General features: G+C 65.6%; 20 protein-coding genes, 3 pseudogenes and 2 riboswitches. Of the genes and pseudogenes, 8 read left to right on the forward strand and 15 right to left on the reverse strand.

The genetic code is table 11. From position 1 onward, the window contains the following. The 5 genes from ABIB51_RS18580 to gcvP all read right to left on the reverse strand — a co-directional run. A partial coding sequence (locus ABIB51_RS18580) for a serine dehydratase beta chain (RefSeq protein WP_354190689.1) occupies nucleotides 1-251 on the reverse strand: 251 nt, incomplete at its 3' end. A gap of 117 nt (nucleotides 252-368) precedes the next feature. Beyond that, a complete protein-coding gene (gene glyA / locus ABIB51_RS18585; RefSeq protein ID WP_354190691.1) occupies nucleotides 369-1,697 on the reverse strand; it encodes a serine hydroxymethyltransferase in 1,329 nt (442 codons plus the stop codon). Further along, complete coding sequence (gene gcvH, locus ABIB51_RS18590) at nucleotides 1,694-2,077, reverse strand: glycine cleavage system protein GcvH (RefSeq protein ID WP_354190693.1); 384 nt, start codon at nucleotides 2,075-2,077, stop codon at nucleotides 1,694-1,696. Before gcvH ends, glyA begins: the two co-directional genes overlap by 4 nt. A 101-nt stretch (nucleotides 2,078-2,178) precedes the next feature. Beyond that, nucleotides 2,179-3,342, reverse strand: a complete 1,164-nt coding sequence (gene gcvT / locus ABIB51_RS18595; RefSeq protein ID WP_354190695.1) for a glycine cleavage system aminomethyltransferase GcvT — start codon at nucleotides 3,340-3,342, stop codon at nucleotides 2,179-2,181. A 9-nt stretch (nucleotides 3,343-3,351) separates the two neighbouring features. After that, nucleotides 3,352-6,213, reverse strand: coding sequence for an aminomethyl-transferring glycine dehydrogenase (gene gcvP / locus ABIB51_RS18600; RefSeq protein WP_354190697.1), 2,862 nt, complete (start codon nucleotides 6,211-6,213; stop codon nucleotides 3,352-3,354). Between the two features lie 51 nt (nucleotides 6,214-6,264). Then, nucleotides 6,265-6,371: riboswitch (glycine riboswitch) on the reverse strand. 1 nt (nucleotide 6,372) lies between these two features. Next, nucleotides 6,373-6,470: riboswitch (glycine riboswitch) on the reverse strand. Nucleotides 6,471-6,581: 111 nt separating this feature from the next. On the opposite strand from gcvP, the gene ABIB51_RS18605 reads away from it, so the two are divergent. After that, complete coding sequence (locus tag ABIB51_RS18605) at nucleotides 6,582-7,154, forward strand: MOSC domain-containing protein (protein WP_354190699.1); 573 nt, start codon at nucleotides 6,582-6,584, stop codon at nucleotides 7,152-7,154. A gap of 101 nt (nucleotides 7,155-7,255) precedes the next feature. Here the strand turns inward: ABIB51_RS18605 and ABIB51_RS18610 are convergent, their stop codons facing one another. Both ABIB51_RS18610 and ABIB51_RS18615 read right to left on the reverse strand, forming a co-directional pair. After that, nucleotides 7,256-7,867, reverse strand: a complete 612-nt coding sequence (locus ABIB51_RS18610) for an alpha/beta fold hydrolase (RefSeq protein ID WP_354190701.1) — start codon at nucleotides 7,865-7,867, stop codon at nucleotides 7,256-7,258. 10 nt (nucleotides 7,868-7,877) lie between these two features. Further along, the gene (locus ABIB51_RS18615; RefSeq protein ID WP_354190703.1) at nucleotides 7,878-9,314 is read right to left on the reverse strand and encodes an MFS transporter; all 1,437 of its coding nucleotides are present in this window, start codon (nucleotides 9,312-9,314) and stop codon (nucleotides 7,878-7,880) included. A gap of 687 nt (nucleotides 9,315-10,001) precedes the next feature. Here ABIB51_RS18615 and ABIB51_RS18625 point away from each other — a divergent pair. Beyond that, complete coding sequence (locus tag ABIB51_RS18625; RefSeq protein WP_354190705.1) at nucleotides 10,002-10,937, forward strand: ABC transporter substrate-binding protein; 936 nt, start codon at nucleotides 10,002-10,004, stop codon at nucleotides 10,935-10,937. On the opposite strand, the gene ABIB51_RS18630 is transcribed toward ABIB51_RS18625, so the two are convergent. From ABIB51_RS18630 to ABIB51_RS18645, 4 genes are all read right to left on the reverse strand, one after another. Beyond that, on the reverse strand, nucleotides 10,915-12,876 hold the full coding sequence (locus ABIB51_RS18630; protein WP_354190707.1) for a putative bifunctional diguanylate cyclase/phosphodiesterase: 1,962 nt from the start codon (nucleotides 12,874-12,876) through the stop codon (nucleotides 10,915-10,917). The two genes, ABIB51_RS18625 and ABIB51_RS18630, sit on opposite strands and share 23 nt — an antisense overlap. Beyond that, on the reverse strand, nucleotides 12,873-14,801 hold the full coding sequence (locus ABIB51_RS18635; protein ID WP_354190709.1) for an ATP-binding protein: 1,929 nt from the start codon (nucleotides 14,799-14,801) through the stop codon (nucleotides 12,873-12,875). The genes ABIB51_RS18630 and ABIB51_RS18635 overlap by 4 nt, the downstream gene beginning before the upstream one ends. A 417-nt stretch (nucleotides 14,802-15,218) precedes the next feature. Continuing rightward, nucleotides 15,219-15,425 carry a hypothetical protein gene (locus ABIB51_RS18640; protein ID WP_354190711.1) on the reverse strand — a complete coding sequence of 69 codons (207 nt, stop codon included), beginning with the start codon at nucleotides 15,423-15,425 and terminating at the stop codon, nucleotides 15,219-15,221. A 7-nt stretch (nucleotides 15,426-15,432) separates the two neighbouring features. Then, nucleotides 15,433-15,948, reverse strand: a complete 516-nt coding sequence (locus tag ABIB51_RS18645; RefSeq protein WP_354190713.1) for an MFS transporter — start codon at nucleotides 15,946-15,948, stop codon at nucleotides 15,433-15,435. A 60-nt stretch (nucleotides 15,949-16,008) separates the two neighbouring features. Here ABIB51_RS18645 and ABIB51_RS18650 point away from each other — a divergent pair, with 60 nt between their 5' ends. The 5 genes from ABIB51_RS18650 (at nucleotide 16,009) to ABIB51_RS18670 (ending at nucleotide 18,584) form a co-directional block, all read left to right on the forward strand. Further along, complete coding sequence (locus ABIB51_RS18650; protein WP_354190812.1) at nucleotides 16,009-16,278, forward strand: MarR family winged helix-turn-helix transcriptional regulator; 270 nt, start codon at nucleotides 16,009-16,011, stop codon at nucleotides 16,276-16,278. A 221-nt stretch (nucleotides 16,279-16,499) separates the two neighbouring features. Beyond that, nucleotides 16,500-16,916 carry a hypothetical protein gene (locus ABIB51_RS18655; RefSeq protein WP_354190715.1) on the forward strand — a complete coding sequence of 139 codons (417 nt, stop codon included), beginning with the start codon at nucleotides 16,500-16,502 and terminating at the stop codon, nucleotides 16,914-16,916. 40 nt (nucleotides 16,917-16,956) lie between these two features. Then, entirely contained in the window at nucleotides 16,957-17,199 is a 243-nt protein-coding gene (locus ABIB51_RS18660) for a PEP-utilizing enzyme (protein WP_354190717.1), read from the forward strand. Further along, entirely contained in the window at nucleotides 17,199-17,804 is a 606-nt protein-coding gene (locus ABIB51_RS18665) for a hypothetical protein (RefSeq protein ID WP_354190719.1), read from the forward strand. Before ABIB51_RS18660 ends, ABIB51_RS18665 begins: the two co-directional genes overlap by 1 nt. Before the next feature lie 123 nt (nucleotides 17,805-17,927). After that, nucleotides 17,928-18,584, forward strand: coding sequence for a M15 family metallopeptidase (locus ABIB51_RS18670; RefSeq protein WP_354190721.1), 657 nt, complete (start codon nucleotides 17,928-17,930; stop codon nucleotides 18,582-18,584). Between the two features lie 18 nt (nucleotides 18,585-18,602). Here ABIB51_RS18670 and ABIB51_RS18675 read toward each other — a convergent pair whose 3' ends face one another. Then, nucleotides 18,603-19,406, reverse strand: a complete 804-nt coding sequence (locus ABIB51_RS18675; protein WP_354190723.1) for a GOLPH3/VPS74 family protein — start codon at nucleotides 19,404-19,406, stop codon at nucleotides 18,603-18,605. 102 nt (nucleotides 19,407-19,508) lie between these two features. Then, nucleotides 19,509-19,835 (reverse strand): annotated as a pseudogene (locus ABIB51_RS18680) (integrase core domain-containing protein); the annotation flags it as partial. A gap of 175 nt (nucleotides 19,836-20,010) precedes the next feature. On the opposite strand from ABIB51_RS18680, the gene ABIB51_RS18685 reads away from it, so the two are divergent. After that, the gene (locus tag ABIB51_RS18685; RefSeq protein ID WP_354190725.1) at nucleotides 20,011-20,682 is read left to right on the forward strand and encodes a site-specific integrase; all 672 of its coding nucleotides are present in this window, start codon (nucleotides 20,011-20,013) and stop codon (nucleotides 20,680-20,682) included. Here the strand turns inward: ABIB51_RS18685 and ABIB51_RS23270 are convergent. Both ABIB51_RS23270 and ABIB51_RS18695 read right to left on the reverse strand, forming a co-directional pair. After that, nucleotides 20,640-21,518: pseudogene (locus ABIB51_RS23270) on the reverse strand (relaxase/mobilization nuclease domain-containing protein); the annotation flags it as partial. The gene ABIB51_RS18685 and the pseudogene ABIB51_RS23270 sit on opposite strands and share 43 nt — an antisense overlap. A gap of 2 nt (nucleotides 21,519-21,520) precedes the next feature. Further along, a pseudogene (locus ABIB51_RS18695) lies at nucleotides 21,521-21,628 on the reverse strand (plasmid mobilization relaxosome protein MobC); the annotation flags it as partial. Nucleotides 21,629-21,659: the final 31 nt, after the last annotated feature.

Genomic DNA, 21,659 nt, shown 5'->3' on the forward strand with positions numbered 1-21,659 from the left:
ACTTCCTCGGGGAGGATCAGTTCGGGGTGGAAGCCCTCGAGCCCGAGCAGGATGGCGGTCATGGTGCCGTGGCCGTGGCCCGTGGCAGCGAGGGAGCCGTAAAGGTCCACCCGCACCGACGCCACCTCTGCCAGCTTGCCGAGGGACTTGAGTTCTTCGGCGAAGACGGCGGCGGCCCGCATGGGGCCCACGGTGTGCGAGCTCGAGGGTCCGATTCCGATGGAAAAAAGGTCAAAGACTCCAACTGCCATGATGCGTACCTTCCGCGGAGAAAGAGAATGATGGTCAATGACTAGAGGCGGGGCTCATCGCACCGGTCCCGGCCCCCCAATGACCCGGGACCGGTGCGATGATGCGCCCGTTGAGCCCTAGGCGAGGTTCGCAACCGAGGGGTAGAGCGGGTGGGCGGCGGCGAGGGCCTCCACCCTGGTGCGCAGGCCGGACAGGTCCGCGCCGGCGTCGGCGGTCAATGCCTCGGCGATGATGTCCGCCACCTCGGCGAAGGCCGCTTCGCCGAAGCCGCGGGTGGCCAGCGCCGGGGTGCCGATTCGAAGCCCGGAGGTGACCATCGGCGGGCGCGGATCGAACGGGACGGCGTTGCGGTTGACGGTGATGTCGATGTCCGCGAGGCGGTCCTCGGCTTCCTGCCCGTTGAGCTCGCAGTCGCGCAGGTCCACCAGGACCAGGTGCACGTCGGTGCCGCCGGAGATCACGTTGATCCCCTTCGCGGTCACGTCCGGCTGGACCAGGCGCTCGGCCAGGATCCTGGCGCCGGCCAGGACACGTTCCTGGCGTTCCCTGAACTCCGGGGAGGCGGCGATCTTGAACGCCACGGCCTTGCCGGCGATCACGTGCTCCAGCGGGCCGCCCTGCTGGCCGGGGAACACGGCCGAGTTGATCTTCTTGGCGATGCCGGCGTCGTTGGTCAGGATGATGCCGCCGCGCGGACCGGCGAGGGTCTTGTGCGTCGTGGAGGTGGTGACGTGGGCGTGCGGCACCGGTGAGGGGTGCAGCCCGGCCGCGACCAGCCCGGCGAAGTGCGCCATGTCCACCATCAGGTAGGCGCCCACGGAATCGGCGATCCGGCGGAACTCGGCGAAGTCCAACTGCCGCGCGTACGCGGACCAGCCGGCGACGATGAGCTGCGGCTTGTGCTCCAGGGCCAGGCGCTCCACCTCGGCCATGTCGATCCGGTGGTCCTCCTCGCGGACCTGGTACGGGATCACGTTGTACAGCCGGCCGGAGAAGTTGATCTTCATCCCGTGCGTCAGGTGCCCGCCGTGCGCCAGGTTCAGGCCCATGATGGTGTCCCCCGGACGGATCAGGGCGTGCATGACCGAGGCGTTGGCCTGGGCCCCGGAGTGCGGCTGGACGTTGGCGAACCCGGCACCGAACAGGGCCTTGACCCGGTCGATCGCGAGCTGTTCGACCACGTCCACGTGCTCGCAGCCGCCGTAGTAGCGCTTGCCCGGGTAACCTTCGGCGTACTTGTTCGTCAGCACCGAACCCTGCGCCTGCATCACGGCCCTGGCCGTGTGGTTCTCCGAGGCGATCATCTCCAGACCGTCCCGCTGGCGGGTCAGCTCGTCGTCGATCTTCGCGGCGATCTCCGGGTCCACCTCGGACAGCTCGGCGTCCAGGGACGGCGAGACTACCTGCTCAAAAACGAGTGTCCCTGTGCCGGCGGCGGCGCTCACAGCTCGCCGCCGTTGGCTGCTGCGTACTCTTCGCCGGACATCAGCGGCCCTTCTTCGGTCACGGCGACCTTGAACAGCCAGCCGGCACCGTACGGGTCGCTATTGATCAGCGCCGGATCCGAAACAACGGCATCATTGATTTCCACGACCTCGCCGGTCACCGGGGCATACAGGTCCGAAACGGACTTGGTGGACTCGACCTCACCGCACGTCTCCCCCGCGGTCACCGCGGAGCCGACCTCGGGCAGGTCCACATAGACAATGTCGCCCAAGGCATCGGCGGCGACAGCAGAGATGCCGATCCCGACAGCGCCGGATCCGTCAGCAGCAACCCACTCGTGCTCTGCGGAGTACTTCAGTTCAGCAACAACCTTGCTCATGCTTTTTTCCTTTGCGTTTTTAGAAATCTGTGGTGGTAGGAGGGGCCAGCTGACCGGCCCGGACGGGCCCCGGCAGCGCCGGTAGCGCCGGTAGCGCCGGGCTACTTTTGACGCTTGTAGAACGGCAGTGCCACGACTTCGAACGGCTCGGCCTTGCCGCGCAGGTCGATGTCCAGGGCAGTGCCCGGAGTTGCCTGTTCGACGTCGACATAGGCCATGGCGATGGGGTATCCCAAGGTGGGGCTCGGCTGGCCCGAGGTCACTTCACCCACAACGTTGCCGTCCTTGAGCACCGGGTAGTGGCTGCGGCCGGCGCGGCGGCCCAGGCCTTTGAGGCCCACCAGCTTCCGGCCCGTGCTGGCACCGGCGCCCGCCGCCTTCAGCTCGCTCAGGGCTGCCTTGCCGATGAAGTCCGACTCCTTGGCCAGCGAGACAACAGGGCCCAAGCCGGCTGCGTAGGGGTTCCCTTCGCGGGAGAGTTCGTTGCCGTACAGCGGCATCCCGGCTTCCAGGCGCAACGAGTCACGGCAAGCCAGGCCGGCGGGGATGAGGCCGCGGCCGGCACCGGTTTCCAGCAGTGCCTCCCACAGACCGGCTGCGTCCTCGTTGGGAATGTAGATCTCGAAGCCGTCCTCGCCGGTGTACCCGGTGCGGGCCAGCAGCAGCTCCTGGACAGTGCCGTTGACGGTGATACCTACCTCAACTGCAGCGTAGTACTTCAGTTCGGTGACCAGCGCGTGCTGCTCCGCCGGGACCAGCGTCAGCAGGATGGCCTCTGCGTTCGGCCCCTGGACGGCGATCAGCGACGTCTCGGCGGAAACGTCGTTCACCGACACGTCGAAGCCACCCTCTTTGCCGGACCCGGCCCGTACGGCCAGTGCTGCGGCGACCACCGCAGCGTTGCCGGCGTTCGGGACCACCAAGTACTTGTCAGTGCCGTCGGCCCCCGCCGGCCGGCGGTAGGAGATCAGGTCGTCGATGATGCCGCCGTCTTCCTGGCAGATTAGCGAGTACTTCGCTTTGCCTACGGCCACGGCCGACAGTTTGCCGGCCAGCGCGTAGTCCAGGAACGCTGCGGCGTCGGGGCCGGTGACCCAGACTTCGCCCATGTGGGAGAGGTCGAACAGCCCGGCGGACTTGCGGACGGCGTGGTGCTCGGCCAGTTCGGAGTTGTACTTCAGGGGCATCTGCCAGCCGCCGAAGTCGGTGAAGGAGGCGCCGGCCTTCTTGTGCTCTTCGTAGAGAGCGGTGTAGTTCTCAGTCATCAGAAATCCTTAGTTCTCAAACTCGGAGAGGGGCGGGCAGGAGCAGACCAGGTTCCGGTCCCCTGCCGCGCCGTCGATCCGGCCGACGGGCGGGAAGTACTTGTCCTGCCGGAGCGTGTGAACCGGGAACGCGGCCTGCTCACGCGGGTACGCCCGGTCCCAGCCGGAGGATACGACGGCGGCAGCCGTGTGGGGTGCGTTGCGCAGCGGGGAGTTCTCCACGGTGAAATCGCCGTTGGCCACCTGGTCGATTTCGGCGCGGATGGAGATCATCGCCTCTATGAAACGGTCAATCTCCGCGAGGTCTTCGGACTCAGTGGGCTCCACCATCAGGGTGCCGGCCACCGGGAATGACAGCGTGGGGGCGTGGAAGCCGAAGTCGATCAAGCGCTTGGCCACGTCCTCGGCGGTCACGCCGGTCCTGGCCGTGAGTTCACGCAAATCCAGGATGCACTCGTGCGCCACGAGTCCGCCCTCGCCGGTGTAGAGGACCGGGAAGTGCTCATCCAAACGCGAAGCGACATAGTTCGCAGCCAGCAGCGCTGACTTGGTGGCCTCGGTCAGGCCGGTGCCTCCCATGAGCTTCACGTAGGCCCACGAGATCGGCAGCACGCCGGCGGAACCGTAGCGCGAAGCGGAGATGGGAGCACCAGTTCCTGGTTCGATAGCGTCCGAGTCCGCCTTGTTCGCGTCACCTGGCATGAACGGTGCCAGGTGGGCCTTGGCCGCGACCGGGCCGACGCCGGGGCCGCCGCCGCCGTGCGGGATGCAGAAGGTCTTGTGCAGGTTCAGGTGCGAGACGTCGCCGCCGAACCGGCCGGGCTGGGCGAGCCCGACGAGGGCGTTGAGGTTGGCGCCGTCGATGTAGACCTGGCCGCCGGCCTCGTGGATCGCGTCGCAGACCTCGCGGACGTCGGCGTCGTACACGCCGTGCGTGGACGGGTAGGTGATCATGATGCAGGACAGTGCGTCCTTGTGGGCCTCGATCTTGGCGGCGAGGTCCCCGTGGTCGATCGTGCCGTCGGAGGCCGTGGCCACGACGACGACCTTCATGCCGGCCAGCACGGCGGAGGCGGCGTTGGTGCCGTGGGCGGAGGCCGGGATCAGGCAGACGTTGCGCTGGGCGTCCCCGCGGGAGTGATGGTAGCCGCGGATGGCCAGGAGGCCGGCGAGCTCACCCTGCGATCCGGCGTTGGGCTGGATGGAGACCTGGTCGTAGCCCGTGATCTCAGCGAGGTCAGCTTCGAGGCCGCTGATGAGTTCGCGCCAGCCCTCGGTCTGGGAGTCCGGGGCGAAGGGGTGGATGGAGGCGAACTCCGGCCAGGAGATCGCTTCCATTTCTGCGGTGGCGTTCAGCTTCATGGTGCAGGAGCCCAGCGGGATCATGGTCCGGTCCAGCGCGAGGTCCCGGTCCGAGAGCTTGCGGATGTAGCGCAGCAGCTGGGTCTCGGAGCGGTGGGTATTGAAGACCGGGTGCTGCAGGAATTCGGAGGTGCGCAGCACCCTCTCGGGCAGCTCGAAACCCTTGGCCTCCACAACTGGACCGGCACCGAAGGCGACGACGACCGCGGAGATGACCTCCGCCGTCGTCGTCTCATCGACTGACACGCCAACTGTGTCCGTATCGATGAGGCGCAGGTTGATGCCCCGGGCTTCGGCGGCGGTGATGACCTTGTGGGCTTTGCCGGGCACACGGACCGTAACGGTGTCGAAGAAGGAGTCGCTCACCAGTTCCCGGCCCGCGATCTTCAGCGTGGTGGCGAGGGTGCGGGCGTTGTTGTGGACGGTCTCGGCGATAGCCTTCAGTCCGTCGGGGCCGTGGTAGACGGCGTAGAACGAGGAGACGATGGCCAGCAGTGCCTGCGCGGTGCAGATGTTGGACGTGGCCTTCTCGCGGCGGATGTGCTGCTCGCGGGTCTGGAGGGCCAGGCGGTAGGCGGGGACGCCGGCGTTGTCCTTGGAGACGCCGACAATGCGGCCGGGGAGCGTGCGTTCCATGCCGCTCCGGACCGCCATGTACGCGGCGTGCGGGCCGCCGAAGAACAGCGGGACACCGAAGCGCTGGGCCGAGCCGACGGCGATGTCCGCGCCCTGCTCGCCCGGAGGGGTGATCAGGGTGAGCGCCAGGAGGTCGGCTGCCACTGTGACCAGTGCGCCCCGGTCCTTGGCCTCTGCGATCACGCCGGACTGGTCCCACACCCGGCCGGAAACGCCCGGCTGCTGCAGCACGACACCGCTGATGTCGCCGTCGGGCAGTCCCTTGGAGAGGTCCGCGACCTCCACCTCGAAGCCGAGGGCCTCGGCGCGGCCCAACACGATGGCGATTGTCTGCGGCAGGCAGTCGGCGTCCAGGACGGTCTTGCCGTGCTGGGCCGGCTTGTTCTTGTTGGCGCGGCGCATCAGGAGCACGGCCTCGGCGACGGCGGTGGCCTCGTCGAGGAGCGACGCGTTGGCTACCGGGAGCGCTGTGAGTTCCTGGACCATGGTCTGAAAGTTCAGCAGCGCCTCGAGCCGGCCCTGTGAGATTTCCGGCTGGTAGGGCGTGTAGGCGGTGTACCAGGCGGGGGCTTCGAGGATGTTCCGGCGGATGACGGCCGGGGTGATGGTGTCGTAGTAGCCCTGGCCGATCATCTGGACCGCGGTCTTGTTCTTCGCGGCCAGCATGCGCAGCTCGGCCAGTACCTCGACTTCGCTGAGTCCGCTGTCCAGGCTGAGCGGCTTTTCCTGGCGGATGGAATCGGGAACCGCATTGTCGACGAGGCCGTCAAGGCTGTCGTAGCCGACGGCCTTGAGCATGGTGTCGATGTCTGTTTGGCGGCGCGCGCCGATGTGGCGGTCTGCGAACGTGGACGGGGACGATTGAACCGTCATTGAGGAACTCCATAATTCAGGTGGCGCCAAAGCGTCACGATGATTCGGGTTCCTCCCCGCTCTGTATTGGACCTGAGAGTTTCCGCTTTGCCTGCTGTTAGCAGGGCGCCACTTGCACCGTCGGTGAGCCCGGTTTCCCGGACTGCTTTCCAGAGTTGCCTTGCCGCGGCGGTACGTGGGCCTGAGAGATTCCTGGGGAGGATTTGCTCCTACGGCGCCTGCTGAACGTACCGGCAGGACTCTCCCGCCGCAGATCATAAGCCGTGCCACTAAATGGGTGACACGGCTCACACTTTACCTGCTGCTTTGGCGGGATGCAACAGCGGGTCTCATAAGGCGGTAGTACCGCGGGACGATAGTTTTGGAGGATGACGGCTAGCTACAGGTATGACGTGGAGGTCCTGCACCTGCTCGTGTCGCCGGCGCACGCCTACTTCGGGCGAGCCCGGGAAGGCGCGGCCGATGTCCCTACCACCGATGCCGAGCACGTGGAGCTGGTGGCCGGCAAGGGCATCGTCGGTGATCGGTTCTTCGGCAAGGCAGCGCACATGGATGCCGCAGTGACAGTGTTCGCGATCGAGGCTCTCGAGGAGATCGCCGCGGAACTGGGCACGGTACCCCTCGACCCGCTCCTGACGCGCCGCAACGTGGTCCTCAGGGGAGCCCACCTGGCGCCGCTGCTCGGGCAAAATTTCGCACTGGAATCGCGCGGTGACCTCGTGCGGCTCAAGGCCGGGCGGCCTGCCCATCCTTGCGTCTGGATGGATGAGATGCTCGCCCCGGGTGCCCACAAAGCCATGCGCGGGCGGGGCGGCGTGCGCTGCCAGGTGCTTTCCGACGGCATCCTGCACCGCGGACCGGCAGTGCTGATCAGCCCCGTGCCGCTCGACCCCGGACGCGCAGGCGACGCGACCCTGTTGCGCCCGTCGCGGTTGCCCTAGCCTGCCGCGGCGCCTCGCTGATCAGGCGTGCTCAAAGGACGACGGCGGGAGGTCCCGCCGTCGTCAGCTACCCGCCGCTGGCTGCCTGCTCGCCGAGGTAGTCACCATGGCCGCCGGGGACCACCAGCAGTCGGGCGCCCGGGACGGCGCCTGCCATCCGCGCGGCATACTCGGCGGCGACAACGTCGCGGTCGGCGCTCACCACCAGCGTGGCGGCCGTGATGGTGCCGAGCTCTTCGTCGGGCCATCCGGGGGAAGTCCAGGATCCGCCGGCGGTCCAGCTCGAAGAGCCGCCCCAGGTGGCCGGGTTCGGGGTTGAGGCGGCGGTCGGCGTCCTTGTAGGTGTCCGGCATGTCATCGAGGGTGGCCTTCGCCATTCCGTCCCAGAACTCGGCCGGCACGGCGCCGCGGCTCGCAAAGGTGGAGGCGGCGATGAGCCGGCGGACGACGGCGGGACTCCCGAGTCCCAGCGCGATGGCGGTGTGGCCGCCGGCACTGAATCCCAGCACGTCCACGGTTTCCACGTTGAGTTGGTCCAAAACAGCGAGGACGTCGCCGGCGGAGTTCTCGGCGGTGAGTGGCCGGCTGGTGGGCTGGGTGCGGCCGTGGCCCTCCTCCTCGACGGCAATCACCTGGCGTTGGTCTGCCAGCAGCGGGATGAGTTCCGACCAAAAAAGCCAGGATTTGGCCTCGCCCCCGGGGCTTCTTGGCACCCCTTCCGGATTACCCTCGCGCGGCGGCGCGTACGTGTTGGACGTTTCTTGTGGCGGGCATCCCGATAACGGCGACGACGGTGAGTACGGCACCGATCATTACGGCCAGGAACACGGCGGCGGAGGCTGACACGATCGTATGGGGATCCGTGCCGCCGTTCGGAGTTCCGGAATAGACCGCGTTCGCTATCGCCCCGAAAACGGCGACGCCGATGGCGCTGCCGATCGATCGCGCGAAAAGGTTGGTGCCAGTGACCACACCGCGCTCGTTCCATTCGACGCTCGACTGGGCGGCAATAAGGGTTGGGGTCGCGACGAGCCCGAGCCCGAGTCCGACGATGAAGCAACTGGCCGCTACCAACCCAATGCTGGGGGCGGAAGCGGTGAGGGCAAGTACTGCTGTGCCGATGACCGTGACTGCAATGCCGATCAGGGCGGTCCTCCGGAACCCGATTCGAAGATACAGGCGGCCCGATTGGGACGCACTGATGGGCCAACCGATCGTGAGCGCAGCCAGGGCGAGCCCGGCCAGGATGGGAGAGGTGGAGAGCGCTCCTACGAGGAACGTGGGAACGTAAGAAGTGAGGCCTAGCATGACCGCTCCGACGCCGAACGACACCATCGCCGTCGTCGCGAGCAGCCGCCGAGACGCAACCCACGGCGGCAGGACCGGCTCCGTTGCCCTCCGCTCGACAAGGATGAACGCGGCGAACAAGACGGCACCGCCTGCGAACACTGCGTAGCTGATGGCGGAGTTCCATGCCCAGGCCTGGCCGCCTTCGAGGGCCCCGAGGATGAGCAGGGTGAGCGAGATCGTGAGCAGCGCCGCACCCAGATAGTCGACCCGGTGCTTCGCCCGCTCGATATTCTCGTGGAACGACCGGAGCAGCATCCACCCGGCCACCAGACACAACGGGATGTTTACGAGGAAGATGCCACGCCAGATGCCGAGTGCGGCAAAAACTCCCCCGAGCGTCGGGCCAACCACTGAGGAGACCGCCCACACGCTCGCAAGGTAGCCCTGAACTTTTGCCCGCTCTGTCAGCGTGTAGATATCGCCGGCGATGGTGATGGCCATCGGCTGGACTGCTCCGGCGCCAAGGCCCTGCACCACGCGAAAGGCGATGAGGACCGGCATGCTCCAGGCGACTCCGCACAGGATCGAGCCGAGCAGGAACAGCCCGATTCCGGCGAGCATGATGGGCTTGCGGCCGATGACGTCTGAGAGCTTCGCGTAGACAGGAACTGACACAGCCTGCGCCAGGAGGTAGGCGGAGAAAAGCCACGGAAACGATGTGAACCCGCCAATATCCGCCACGATTGAAGGCACCGCTGTCGCCACAACCGTGGCATCGATCGCCACCAGCCCCGTGGAGAGCATCAAGGCAATGAGGACCGGTCCGCGTTTGGAACGGAAGCCGACTCCTTCCGCAGGCGTTGTTGTCACGTCATCCCATTCCCATCGGCGTCCAAAACGCGTTGCTCGCGAAACCCGTTTCGGCTCCGACTGCATAACTGCACCGTTCGCCGGATTAGTCCGGGGCCTGCGCATCGTTCCGCCCGTCTTCCCTGGTTTCGAAACGGAACGGTGACTAGGGCGTCAATCGGCGGACCGGGGCGCCGGCCAGCCATGCCTTGACGTCCTCGAGGGCTCCGCCGTAGAACTGCGCGTAGCTCTCGTGAGTGACTTAGCCCAGGTGCGGTGTCAGGAGAGTGTTCGGACTCCCGGAAGAGTTCATCCTTACCGACTTTCCGGACCCCTGCAATTCCAGTCTGCATAGTCGCCCGAAATTTGCTGATAGTCATCCAGAATTGCCAGCCGATATTCGGTCATATGATTTCAGTCCCCTAATTCCAAACAGGTTTCCCGGGGAGGCACATGGACTTCTGGCTGTTGGCCAGGTCCACATCCTCCGGTGCGGTCCCAGTGTAGACGGGCGCAATACGTCAGTCGCCGGAACGGTGCAACGCGTCGACTTCGCCTCGCATCACGCACCCGATTGATGCTGCGGGGGCCCACTTCCACCGTCACGCCGGGGCACTTTAGCCCGTCACAACGGACACAGGAAGCGTGTCTGGCAGTTTTTTATAGGAGGATGTTACCCACGCCACACGAGACTCGGGGAAAGTTCCAATGAAAACGAAAAATGACGGCGGTGCGGGCTGGCTCTTCGTGGGATCGATCGGGCTCGCGTTGGTTGTGGCCCTGTCGGCCTGTTCAGACGCTGCAAATTCCGCAGAGTCTGTGGCGTCGCCCAGCGGCGGCGTCGACGGGGCAGCCGCCGCGGCGCTCCCAGCCAGATACAAGGCCGCCGGGGTCATCAATGTCGCCTCGGACATACCCTTCGCTCCGATGGAGATGCTGGACTCTGACAACAAGCTGACGGGCTTTGACTACGACCTCGCGCAGGCTATCGGGCTCAAACTTGGCGTCCAAATGGAATTCCGGACCCAGGCGTTCGACAGCATCATCGAATCCCTGCAGTCCGGGGAACATGACGTCATCATGTCCGGCATGAGCGAAACCCCGGTTCGGCGCGAGACACTCGACTTCGTCGACTACCTCCATGCAGGGTTTTCCATCCTCGTCGCAAGCGGAAACCCGCAGAAAATCACCAACGTGCTGGATCTCTGCGGTAAAGATGTGGCAGTCCAAACAGGCACTGTGCAGGCCGGTATCCTGCACGGTTTTGACGCGAAATGCCTTGAGGGGGGAGCCGCGCCGATGATTATCGCCGAGCTGCCGCTCGAAACGGACGTGCAAAGCGCGGTCCATTCCGGCCGGGCCGTCGCCGAGATCGTCGATTCGCCGGTCGCAGCCTACGCGGCCCAGACCGCCGGGAACGGCACGATGTTCGACGTCGTGGAGGACGCCCGCAACCATGCCGGCTACGCGCCGGCGCACACCGGGATCGGCGTCCTGAAGAAGGATTCAGAACTCCGCGATGCCCTCCTGCTCGCCCTCCGGTCCGTCGTCGCGGATGGCACCTACGACAAAATACTGCACAAATACGCCCTGAGCTTCTATGCCGAGGAAACTGTCGGCATCAACCTGGGGTCTGCAGGCTGATAAGACCGGCTATCGGCAAGGGCCCAGCGGTGGTGGCTGAGGACCCGTCTGCCGCCTGACCTGGAGCACCGGCACGTTCCCAGAACCACTGCCAGAGATCCTCCTCCGGCATGGGCCTGCCCAGGTGGAAGCCTTGTGCGGCATCTATGCCCAGGGATTTCAAGGCCCCCATGGTGCCCTCGTCCTCGACACCTTCGGCCACGACGGTCAGGCCAAGGTCGTGGCCCAGGTCCACGGCGCTTCTGACGATCGCCGCATCGTCATGGTCGCGGGTCAGATGCTTGATGAACGACCTGTCTATCTTCAACTCATGGACGGGAAGGTTCTTCAGGTAGGTCATCGAGGAGTAGCCGGTGCCGAAATCAACGGCCAGGCGGACCCCCATGTCTCGCAGCCTCCGCAAAATGTCCAAGGCAGTTTCCGGATAGGCCATGACCGCTCCCTCGGTCAGCTCGATCGTGAGTAGCCCGGCTGCGACGTCCGCCTCGACGAGGTGCCCGGAAACCACCTCGGGGAAGCCTGTGTCGAACAGGCTGCGGGCGCTGACATTGACTGCCACAGGCAGCCGCACCCCCTGATCGAGCCAGGTTCGGCAGCAACGGAGCGCACGGGCCATAACAAAGTCTGTGAGCCTGTGGATGAGCGTGCTCCCTTCGGCCACATGGATGAAGTCGCCGGCGAGGAGCAGCCCTCGGACGGGATGCTGCCAGCGCACAAGTGCCTCCAGCCCCAGCAGTTCGCCGCTGTCCACCGCGAGTTTGGGCTGGTAGAACACCACCAGTTCCTCGCAGTCGAGTGCTTGGCGCAGCTCGCCGATCAGTGTCAGGTGATCCGACGTGCTGTCGTCAGTGCAGGCGGAGAAATGCGCGTAGCCGGACCGGTCCGCCTTCGCCTTGTACATGGCGATGTCAGCTTGGCGGAGCAGCTCCTCCAACGTCGGGTCCTCATGATCCTGGGTTGCGGCCGCAATGCCGATGCTCGCCTCGATGCCGACGGTCGCCTCCCCGAGGGTGAACGACGCCTCGAGCGCCCGGCTGATGCGGATGGCGACACTTTCGCCGGCTCTCGGTCCCCCATCGCTGAGCAACAGGGCGAACTCGTCACCTCCGAACCGTGCCACCGTGTCGCCGGGCCGCAGTACATCCGATAGCCGCAGGGCGACTTGGCGCAGCAAAATGTCCCCGAATTGGTGGCCGAGGGTGTCGTTCACTTCCTTGAACCTGTCCAGGTCCAGCATCATCACGGCCGGCTGGCTGCCGTCCCGGCGGGCGGTGGCCAGCGCCTGGGCGGCCCGTTCGGCGAACAGCAGCCGGTTCGGCAGCCCGGTCAGGGCGTCGTGGGTGGCGAGCTGGGTGACTTCGCGTACGAGTGCCTCCAGCTCCCGGTTGGCCGCCTCCAGCGCGTTGGTTCGTTCCTGGACGGCCGCTTCCAGCCGGCTCACCTTCTCCTCCGCCCGCCGTGTCATTTCCCACTTGGTGGTCAGTGCAACTGCCAGCTGCGCGACCTCGATGTTGTCAAAGGGTTTCTTGAGGATGAGCAGCCGATCCTCTACGCCGAGCTGGCCGAGGACCTCGTCCCAGGAGTAGTCGGAGTGGGCGGTGCAGATCACGATCTGCAGCCGGGGATCGGCCCGCCAGATTTCCTGAATTGTCTCTACCCCGTCCCATCCCGGGGGCATGCGCATGTCGACAAAGGCCAAGGCATACGGATTCTCGGCCGCCATCGCCTCTCGGACCTTGCCCAGGCCTTCACGCCCTTGATAGGCGGAGTCGAGGTCAAAGCTGTCCGCGGCAGGCTTGCTCACCTCGCCGAAGAGGGCCGCCTCGGCGGCGTCCATTTCCGTTCCGGCCCCGGCGCCGGACAGTATCCTCCGGAAGTCCTCGTGGATGGAGGAGGTGTCGTCAATCAGCAGGATGCGGCGATTCACAGGTGTGCTCATGCCGTCACCGGTCCGTTCTCAAGGGGCACTTCCAGGGTGAAGGTGGCGCCCGCACCGGGTCCGTCGCTGTGGACGTCCAAGGTGCCGCCCATTTCCTGCGCCGCCAGCGCGGAACTATGCAATCCGAAACCGTGTCCATCAACATGGGTGGTGAACCCGTGCGCGAAGATCCGGGTCAGGTTCTCCGCCGGGATCCCTTCACCGGTGTCGGACACCATGATCCGGACCGCCTTCCCGTCCGCAACCTCGGCCCTGATGCTGAGCTGGCGGGGCCGTTCCGCATTCCGTTTCATCGCGTGCATCGCGTTGCCGATGATGTTGAGCAGGACGAGCAGGATTCTGTGACGGTCCAGCCACAGCATCGAATCTGCGGGGAAATCCCTGGCGACTACGACTGTGTCGTTGCCCAGGACCCCGGCCATGCGCAACGCGTCCTCCACCAGTTCCCCAACGTTCACCGGCTCAGCCACGCCGGACAGGCCAGCCAGCGACTGTTGGGCGCTGACGATTTTTTTGATGTGGTCAACGCCGTCTGTCAGGCGCAGCAGCTCCTCCGCGACGCTTGCCTGTTCGATCGCCAGCGTCTTCGCGAGCTCCTCCAGATAATGTGGGAGCGCCTTGCCGCGGGCGTCGGTCGTGAGGAAATCGGCCAGGTCATCGGGATGTTCCCGCATCAGGGCGACTGCCCTGCCAAGCCCGACGGATTTGGATCCCTTGACCTTCTGGACCGCCAGGTTGGCGGAAACGTTGACGCTGTTGAGCACGTTCCCGACGTTGTGCAAAACGTTCGTGGCGATCTCAGCCATGCCAGCCTGGCGGGCGGAATCAACCAACTGTGCCTGGGCGCCGCGGAGCTCAGCCGTCCGTTCCTGCACCAGACGCAGGGCCCGGGCGCGGCTTGTCCCCAACACCAACACCAGCACACCGAGCATGAGGCTCAGCAGGATGCCGCCGAGCAACAGCGCAAGGGCATTCCCGTCCGCTGCTACCCCGCCGCCGAGGACGGGGCCGGTGGTCAGCACCGTCCATCCGTTCTTTAGGTCGATCCTCGCCGACTGGGAACCCTGTGGCGCGGTGCCGCTGGAGAAGAGCACGGCCGAGGGCCCGGTCCCGTACTGGAAGGTGACGGCAGTATCCGGATGGCCCTGCAGTGCCCGGTCCAGGATCAGCTTCGGCACGGTTGTCATACTGAACCACCCCAGGAACGCGGCCCGGCGCCCCTCGAGCGTCGGCGGGACGAAGCCGCCGCGATAGTACGGGGTCGCCACGCCGAGTGCCGGATCGGCTCCGACGGTGAATGGAGCGTACGAGCTTCCGCCGGTGTCCCTGGCCTCCAAAAGCGCCGGCCCACGCCCGCCCGCACAAAAGTCCTGACCGACGGGGGCCCCTGTCTGGGCACTCCGCACCCGGCCTACCGTCCCGAGGCAGTAGTACGCGCGGTCGCCCGGAGGATCAACCTGGAATTTTCCCGTGGAGGTCAGCGACGCCCACGGGTCTGCCTGCGCCTGCTCCGCGAACGCGGCCAGGGCCTCGGCCGGGACAAAGACGGCGTTTCCGTAGTCGTGCAGCTCGGGGTAGCGTTCCAGTGCCCGGATCGAATCGGACCACTGAAGGAATTGGGCGTTGGAGCCGTCCGGGTTCCCGGCCAGATAGGCCGCGCCGCTGAGCGACAAGTCGTCCTCGTGCTGGACCGCCAACTGCAGGGTCGAGGCAATCTCATCCGAGGAACTCTCGAATGCCGTGCGGGATTTCTGCGCATTGTTATGGGCCTCCGTGACGGCCGCGAAGGCGGCACCGCACGTACCTCCGAGAATCAGGACCGCCGCGACCAGGGCCCACACAAGGCTCCGGCGCCCACTTCCCGCATCCGCGCGCAGGAGCGGCGGCACCTTTTTCGGCTCCTGCGGGGCCCCGGCCGCAGGCATGGCGGCTCCGCTCCCGCGCACACCGGGACCGGCGTTTTCGGAATCTCCCTGGTCGTGTGGACTTGGTTGTTCCGCCTGCTGGCTGCCCGTCCCCGGGGCGTGTTTTTGCAGGTTTCCTAGCATCTGGTCGGTCCTATCCCCCGGTAGGCCGGCTGCCCGAGGGCCTCGTGCCGTTCCGACGCCGCCTCACGACGGGCCTGCCTCTTGCTGCGACGTGAAGAGCCGGCGCGCCCGTGACCAGACGGCCACCCGGCATGCATGATACAGACCAGTAGTGCCAATTGATGCGCACGGGGACGGGATTGTCAAAAGCCGACGACGGCGTGGCGGAAGTGTGCTTCCGGATACGTCCGCGTTCGTTCCCCCCGGCGGCTGTTCCGGGAGCCGGCTGATGCTGGCCCCGGCCAGTAAATCGCCTTAGTGAGCCGTTACCTTTGGCTTCCGGCGCAGGGACGGCGTCGCTGCGATGAGGAGGCCTGCAATTGCCACGGCAACGCTCAGGATCAGGCCCGGGCGGTACTGTTCCAGCATTGCCGCAGCATCCAGGCGGGCGCCGCCGTCGGACGCGTTGCCGTGGCCGCTGACCATCGCCGTGGTGACGGCGAGAACCAGGGCGGCCCCCACCTGGGGCTTACTTCAGGCCAAGAATCACGACGGCGACCGCCACCGGTACCGAGACCAGGAACATCCACCGCCAGCTCATGGCAGTCATGAGGCCTCCGACGAGGAGGCCGAGTGAGAAGCCGCTCGCACCGAAGGTGGTGAAGATGTCTACGGCGCGGTTTCGTTCCCGCCCTTCCGCGAAGTTGGCGGTGATGATGGAGAAACCGGCGGGAGCGGTGAAAGCCGCCGCAAGCCCTTTGACGAACCGGGTGGCGATCAGCAGGGCAGGGTCATCCACCAGGCCGCCGGGCAGGGACGCGGCGGCGAAGACGCTGAGGGCGATGAGGAAGATGCGCCGCCGGCCGAGGAGGTCCGCCATCCGGCCGCCCAGCAGAAGGAGACTTCCGTAGCCGAGCACATAGGCGGGCACAATCCACTGGAGGGATTCGGTCCCCAGGTTCAGTTCGGTGCCGATCGAGGGCAGCGCCACGCCCACCATGGAGACGTCCAGCGCGTCGAGCGCCAAAACGGTGCACAGGACCATAAGCAGCATCCACTGCGCACGGGTCCGGCGGACCGGAGCAAGCCGAAGTTCAGCATCGGCCTGACTGAGTTTGAAATCCTGGATCTCGTGGCCGAAAGCGCCGACGCCGTTTGCCGGATGAAGCAGCTGGGTGAGCGCACGCCCATGACCCAGAGCGCCATGTCCAAAGTGGTGGACAGGCTCGAAAAAGCCGGACTCATCTCCCGTCACTCCTGCGAAGATGACCGGCGCTCACTCTTCCTGGAGCTCACCGACGCCGGCTGTGCGCTCCACAGGCAGGCCGTCATCGAACACCGGGCCCTGCTCAGGGAACACCTGGGCGGAAACTAGCCGTCAGCCGTGCCGTGGCCGGGCAGTAGCCCGCGGGCGCTGACTAAGGACCGAAAGCACGTAAGCGGACGACGGCGGGACTTCCCGCCGTCGTCCGCTTACGTCGAGAGCTTCTCCCCCGGTTTCCCATGGCTGCATCAACAGCTTGTTGACAACATGATGTTGATGCCAGAAGGTGGTGGTGCAGGCGGGCGCAGCGCCGTCGGGAAGTGGAGGCCGGAATGAACGACACCGACGGATCCGGTGGCGGGTCCAGCGACGCCGCGGAGGCGCTCCGCCACAGCCAGGCGACGCGGATATTGCTGGACAGGGGCGCTTCCGAGCTGCCGCCCCGGCCCTGGCTGGGTGAGCGGCAACCCCCTTCCGCGAGCGACCTGCTGCAGCACGTCCTGTGGCGGGCCAACGGGACCGGTCGCGGAGCGGCGGTGGACGGCGCGGACGTGCGGTCCGGCCTCACCCTGATTTCGGCCGCGCGGGCAGAGATGGATGGTCTGGAAAGCGCGCTCCTGTTCCTGGCACGGGCCGAGGGGCTGACCTGGGCGGAGATTGCCCAGACCCTTGGCCTCCGCTCGGCGCAGGCCGCGCAACAGCGGCTCGACCGGCTGTCCGGCAGGCCCGAGACGGGCGTGGTGGGCTGACGTGGATTTCACTTCCCCGGCCAAGACCGGAAGAGAAAATATGGATCATTTCAGCGCCGTGCTCACCGGAATCGGCGCCAGCCCGGGTACCGCCTCCGGGACTGCGCGGACCGTTCACAGCCTCGAATTCCCCGCGGTGAGGCCTGGCGACATCCTGGTCTGCCGCACCACTGACCCCGCCTGGACACCCCTGTTCGGGATGGCCGCTGCAGTGATCACGGAAACGGGTGGAATGCTTTCGCACGCCGCGATCGTGGCCCGCGGATACGGAGCGGATCCGTGATGAGCCCGCAGCAGCCATCGATGCTGCTCACCCTCCACGCCCTGCGGCTGCATGGCTTCGCTGACACAGAGTCAGTCGCGGAACGTTTCGGCCAGGATCCGCACCACGTCGAAGGTCTCCTGATTGAGGCCGGCGCGAAAGGGTGGGCGGTGCACTCCTCCTTCGGGGCAACCCGGGGCTGGTCCCTTACCGTCGCCGGCAGGACTGAAAACGAACGGCTCCTGGCGGCGGAGCTCACCAGCGCGGGCGGGCATGCCGAGGTCACTGCCGTGCACGCGAGGTTTGCGCCTCTGAACACGGAGGTCGTGGCCGCCTGCAGCAAACTCCAACTCCACCGGCTCTCCGACGACAATCAGGCGAACCATGGGATCGACGAGCAAACCCATCAAACTTTCACCCGGGCGGCGTCGTCCCTCAGCGATCTGGAGGTCCGCCTGACCGCGGTATTACCCCGGTTCAGCGGTTACGCGGAACGCCTCGGGCAAGCAGTAACAAATGCAGCCTCGGAGCCGGCCTGGCTCACCGCCACAGACCGCGACTCCTTCCACCGCATCTGGTTCGAACTGCACGAAGACCTGATCGCCACCCTCGGCCTCCGGAGATGACTCCTCCGGTACGACGCCGGGAGTGGCACGCCCCCTCGACTCCGTCCCCAACTGACCGGTAAGGTTCCAGCATCTGTCCCGAAACACTTCCTGGAGGTCATCGTGATTAGAAGAATCAGCAGGGTGACAGGTGCTGTGGCGGGGCTGGTGCTTTCGCTCGGCATGATCGCACCGCCGGTGATGGCAGCGGCCCCGGAGGGCTACGACATCAATTCCGCCTCCAGCCTGCAGGTGGTGGTCAACAAGCATCGGCAACTGAACCCGGCCGCGTACGTGCCGGCGTCGCTGGTCAGGGTCCAGGGGGAACGGTTGCGGTCGCAGGCCGCGGACGCCTACAAACAGTTTGCCAAAGCCGCCAAGGCAGCCGGCGTGAACGTCATGCCGATCAGCGGCTACCGATCGTACAGCGAGCAGGCCAGCCTCTATGACAGCTACGTGCGCCAATACGGGCAGGCGACGGCGGATACCATCGCTGCCAGGCCCGGGTACAGCGAACACCAGACCGGCCTGGCGATGGACATCGGCAATGCCAGCGGAACCTGCGCCCTGCAAGCCTGCTTCGCCAATACGCCGGCGGGGCAATGGGCGGCTGTGCACGGCTGGGAGTATGGATTCATCATCCGGTACCCGGCCGGGGCCGGGGCCACGACCGGGTACACGTACGAGCCCTGGCACCTGCGCTATGTGGGACGGGCCATCGCCGAGGACATGCAGATCAAGAAAATCGCCACCCTTGAGGACTACTTCAGCCTGGAAGCGGCCCCGGATTATCTCCCCTGAGTTTCTTCCCCGGCAACATCACAAAGTTGCGGTTTCTTCCTCCGCCAGCCTGATCAAACGAAGTTCGTCCTCCACCGCACGGGAAGGCCAATAGTCCTTCGCCAGCTCCGCTGCCCGGACCCTATCTGCTGCCGGGAAGAGCTTGCCGAACAGTCCGGCCGCCTGAAGCAGGGCCATCAGCGCGGTGGTTCTGTCATCGGGTGCCTTGGCAGCAGGCGTCGCGGGAGTGGGTGCCTGGGCAGCAGGCTTCGCGGTATCAGGCGCCGTGGAATCAGACGCCGCGGCACCGGTAGTCGCAGCATCAGTCGCCATGGACTTAGGCGCGGCATCGGGCGCTTTGACCTCAGGCTTCGCGGGTTCCCACGGGGCACCGCTGAGTGTGTCCTGGATTTTTTGCAGGATCGAAGCTTCCGGAGCGTGGTCCTTCTCCGGATATCGCACGGCCCTGAACCGGCCCAGATGTTTTTCGCCGACACGTTCCACGATGCCCAGGGACGCCATCCCCTCGTAGACACGCTGCACTGCGGCGCGGCCCTCCAGCATGGAGACCCACCCCTTGGGAGTGTGGGGCCGGGATTTGCCCCGGATGAGCTCCAACTCGTGCTGGAGGTCCGTTTGCGGGGCGGTGCCGGTAGCCCGGACGCGCTTCCCCTCCAGCCCGATTGCACCGATGAGGTCCAGTTCGGCCAATATTGCCCCTGCCAGAGTGGTCCTGAGTGCGAACACCGGCACTTCAGGTTTGCCGCTACTGTCGTTTGTTGCCAGAAGGAGAAAGGCCTGGGGAAGGTTCAGTTCCGCCGCCTTCGGTGTTTCAGCGTTCATACGCTCATGGTGGCGCAGTTGGGCAGCCGCCACAATGAGGATTTGCAAGCGTCGACGTCGGCGTCAGTCCGAATTTTTCAAGCTGAACGGTACCAGCGGGAGTTAGGCGGCTGACTGTTCGGTGGTTTCCTTGGGTTGGTTGATCCACGCCGGTCCTGGGAGGGCGAGCATTTTGGGATCAGTGGTTGTGGTGAAGCGTTCGGGGTGTTTCGTCCGGGCTGCAGCGAGGGTTGCCGAGCGTTCTTTGGCGACGCCGGCGGCGTGGCCGTAGTGGACGTTCGCGGGGGTGTGGAAGCCGCTGCCGGAGTGTTGGTGGTGATGGTTGTACCAGTCCACGAAACCGCTGATAAAGACTCCGGCGTCGTGGACTGAGGCGAAGCGTTCGGGGACTTCCGGACCGTATTTCAGGGTCTTGAAGAGCGCCTCGCTGTTATTCCGAATTCGGAATAACAGCGATTATCCGTGCTCGTGATTATGCCGAGTACGAGCCCCTTTCGGGATGTTTGTGCTGGTCAGAGGGCTACCGCGGCTTGAACTGTTCGGCATAATCATGTCGCCGATTGATGCTTGCTCTTGACGGGTTTTTCGTTCAGAGGAGGCCAAGATGAAGAAGCGGCAGTCGGTGGGCGTTGTTGGTCCACTTTCGTTGTATGTTGAGGGGTTTCGGCAGAGTCTGGAAGTCCGGGGCTACGCTCCGGACTCGGTTCGCTGGAGGCTGCGGCGATTCGCAGCGCTGGATCATTGGTTGCGTGGGCAGCGCCTGGCCGCCTGCGATCTCGACGCCTGCGTGGAACGGTTGGTCGCGGCTCGACGGGCCGAGGGGCGAACGACGTTCATCGCGGTAACGAACTTTGCGGTTCCGATTGCGTATCTGCGTGGGATCGACGTGGTGCCTGCGATCCCATCATCCGTTGATCGGGCCGTGCAGATTTTGGAGCAGTATCGCAGCTATCTGGTCACCGAGCGCGGCCTCGCCGAGAGCTCTATACCGGTCGCCCTGCATGTCGCCGAAAGATTCTGCAGGAAGTTGGATCATCGGCTCGAGGAGCTGTCAGCAGCCGAGGTCAGCGCATATATCGCAGCGTTGTCCGCACGTTCGAGTAGCGGGTGGTCGAAGAAGACGGTGAGCGCGTTGGCATCGTTTCTGCGATTCCTCCACGTCACGGGCATCACCGCCGAACCGCTCGGCGCAGCCCTGCCGAAACTCGCCGGATACCGTCAAAACGTGAGGGATGCGCCGGATACTTCCCTCGCTGCTTTCGCCCAGGTGGCGTGATCATCACGCGGCAGTGTGCGCAGTTGCTCGACCAGTGCGGTCGCGTTCCGGGTGTATTCCACCCACATCTCCGCCGGCGGTGTTCCGTTCTCGGGGCCGGTCCTGGACACGGTGCGCCTGTTCCGGGCCGCTGCTTCGCGTAGCGAGGACGAACCAGCATGCCGGTGTCCCGGGCGCGCCGGACGAATTCCCCTTCGGTCGCCGAGGCGCTGGCGCTGGCGCGGACTTTTCGAGCCAAAGAGGAGCGGTGCATTTCCCGCTCGTCCCGGACGGCTGTGGCTTTCTCGGCACGATTCCTGCGCCTTCTAGTAGTCGCCGTGGGTGGAGGCTTTGGTGCCGTCTTCGCGGACGAGGGAGACGGGCAGGTGAATGTGGTGGTTGCCGTTCTCACTCGTGCCGTGGTTGACCGCAACCCACCGGCAGCGGGCCTTTCCGCTGGTTTCGGTGAAGCCCATGGAGTCCACGAAGTCATTGGCGATGTCGCCCCACTGCTGTTCCGTCTGCGCGCCCTCTGCAGCGCGCAGACTCAGCGAGCAGTGCCACACGCTGGCCTCCTCGTAACCGACGTGGACGCGCTCCTTCTTGGCCTCGTCCCACTGCAAGTCCTTGATCTGTACCGATACGCCGTATGCCTTGCGCGGCTGGTCAAGATGCTTGGCAATAGCAAGCGCATCGTCACGGTCCAGAACACCGTCGTCATACCACGCCATGATCGCAGCGTCGCCTGCTACCAGGTGCGGATCGCTGTGTGCGTTTTTGGTCTTGTTGGCGTCCGTCGATGCCAGGTAAACCATGAGCCCGCCCATGCGCGAACCGCGGGTGATGTTCGGAATCATCCCTACATCAACCCCTCAATGGTGCGGTCAATGCGCATCGCAACTGACCGGAGGTGCTCTAACGCTTCGTGGGCCTCGGCGGGGAACTCGCCCGTGGCGTTCGCCTGCCGCGCAAGCTGGTTGGGAACCCGAACGCATCAG

The organism is Arthrobacter sp. UYCu712 (assembly GCF_040547005.1).
In the GTDB taxonomy this organism is placed as follows: domain Bacteria; phylum Actinomycetota; class Actinomycetes; order Actinomycetales; family Micrococcaceae; genus Arthrobacter.

Coding starts and splice junctions, on each gene's coding strand:
- ABIB51_RS18675 (WP_354190723.1), bottom strand. CDS start 19,406: ATGAACGCTGAAACACCGAAGGCGGCGGAACTGAACCTTCCCCAGGCC.
- ABIB51_RS18630 (WP_354190707.1), bottom strand. CDS start 12,876: ATGAGCACACCTGTGAATCGCCGCATCCTGCTGATTGACGACACCTCC.
- ABIB51_RS18665 (WP_354190719.1), top strand. CDS start 17,199: ATGAGCCCGCAGCAGCCATCGATGCTGCTCACCCTCCACGCCCTGCGG.
- gcvP (WP_354190697.1), bottom strand. CDS start 6,213: ATGACGGTTCAATCGTCCCCGTCCACGTTCGCAGACCGCCACATCGGC.
- ABIB51_RS18645 (WP_354190713.1), bottom strand. CDS start 15,948: ATGGTCCTGTGCACCGTTTTGGCGCTCGACGCGCTGGACGTCTCCATG.
- gcvH (WP_354190693.1), bottom strand. CDS start 2,077: ATGAGCAAGGTTGTTGCTGAACTGAAGTACTCCGCAGAGCACGAGTGG.
- ABIB51_RS18635 (WP_354190709.1), bottom strand. CDS start 14,801: ATGCCTGCGGCCGGGGCCCCGCAGGAGCCGAAAAAGGTGCCGCCGCTC.
- ABIB51_RS18685 (WP_354190725.1), top strand. CDS start 20,011: ATGAAGAAGCGGCAGTCGGTGGGCGTTGTTGGTCCACTTTCGTTGTAT.
- ABIB51_RS18605 (WP_354190699.1), top strand. CDS start 6,582: ATGACGGCTAGCTACAGGTATGACGTGGAGGTCCTGCACCTGCTCGTG.
- ABIB51_RS18625 (WP_354190705.1), top strand. CDS start 10,002: ATGAAAACGAAAAATGACGGCGGTGCGGGCTGGCTCTTCGTGGGATCG.
- ABIB51_RS18660 (WP_354190717.1), top strand. CDS start 16,957: ATGGATCATTTCAGCGCCGTGCTCACCGGAATCGGCGCCAGCCCGGGT.
- ABIB51_RS18655 (WP_354190715.1), top strand. CDS start 16,500: ATGAACGACACCGACGGATCCGGTGGCGGGTCCAGCGACGCCGCGGAG.
- gcvT (WP_354190695.1), bottom strand. CDS start 3,342: ATGACTGAGAACTACACCGCTCTCTACGAAGAGCACAAGAAGGCCGGC.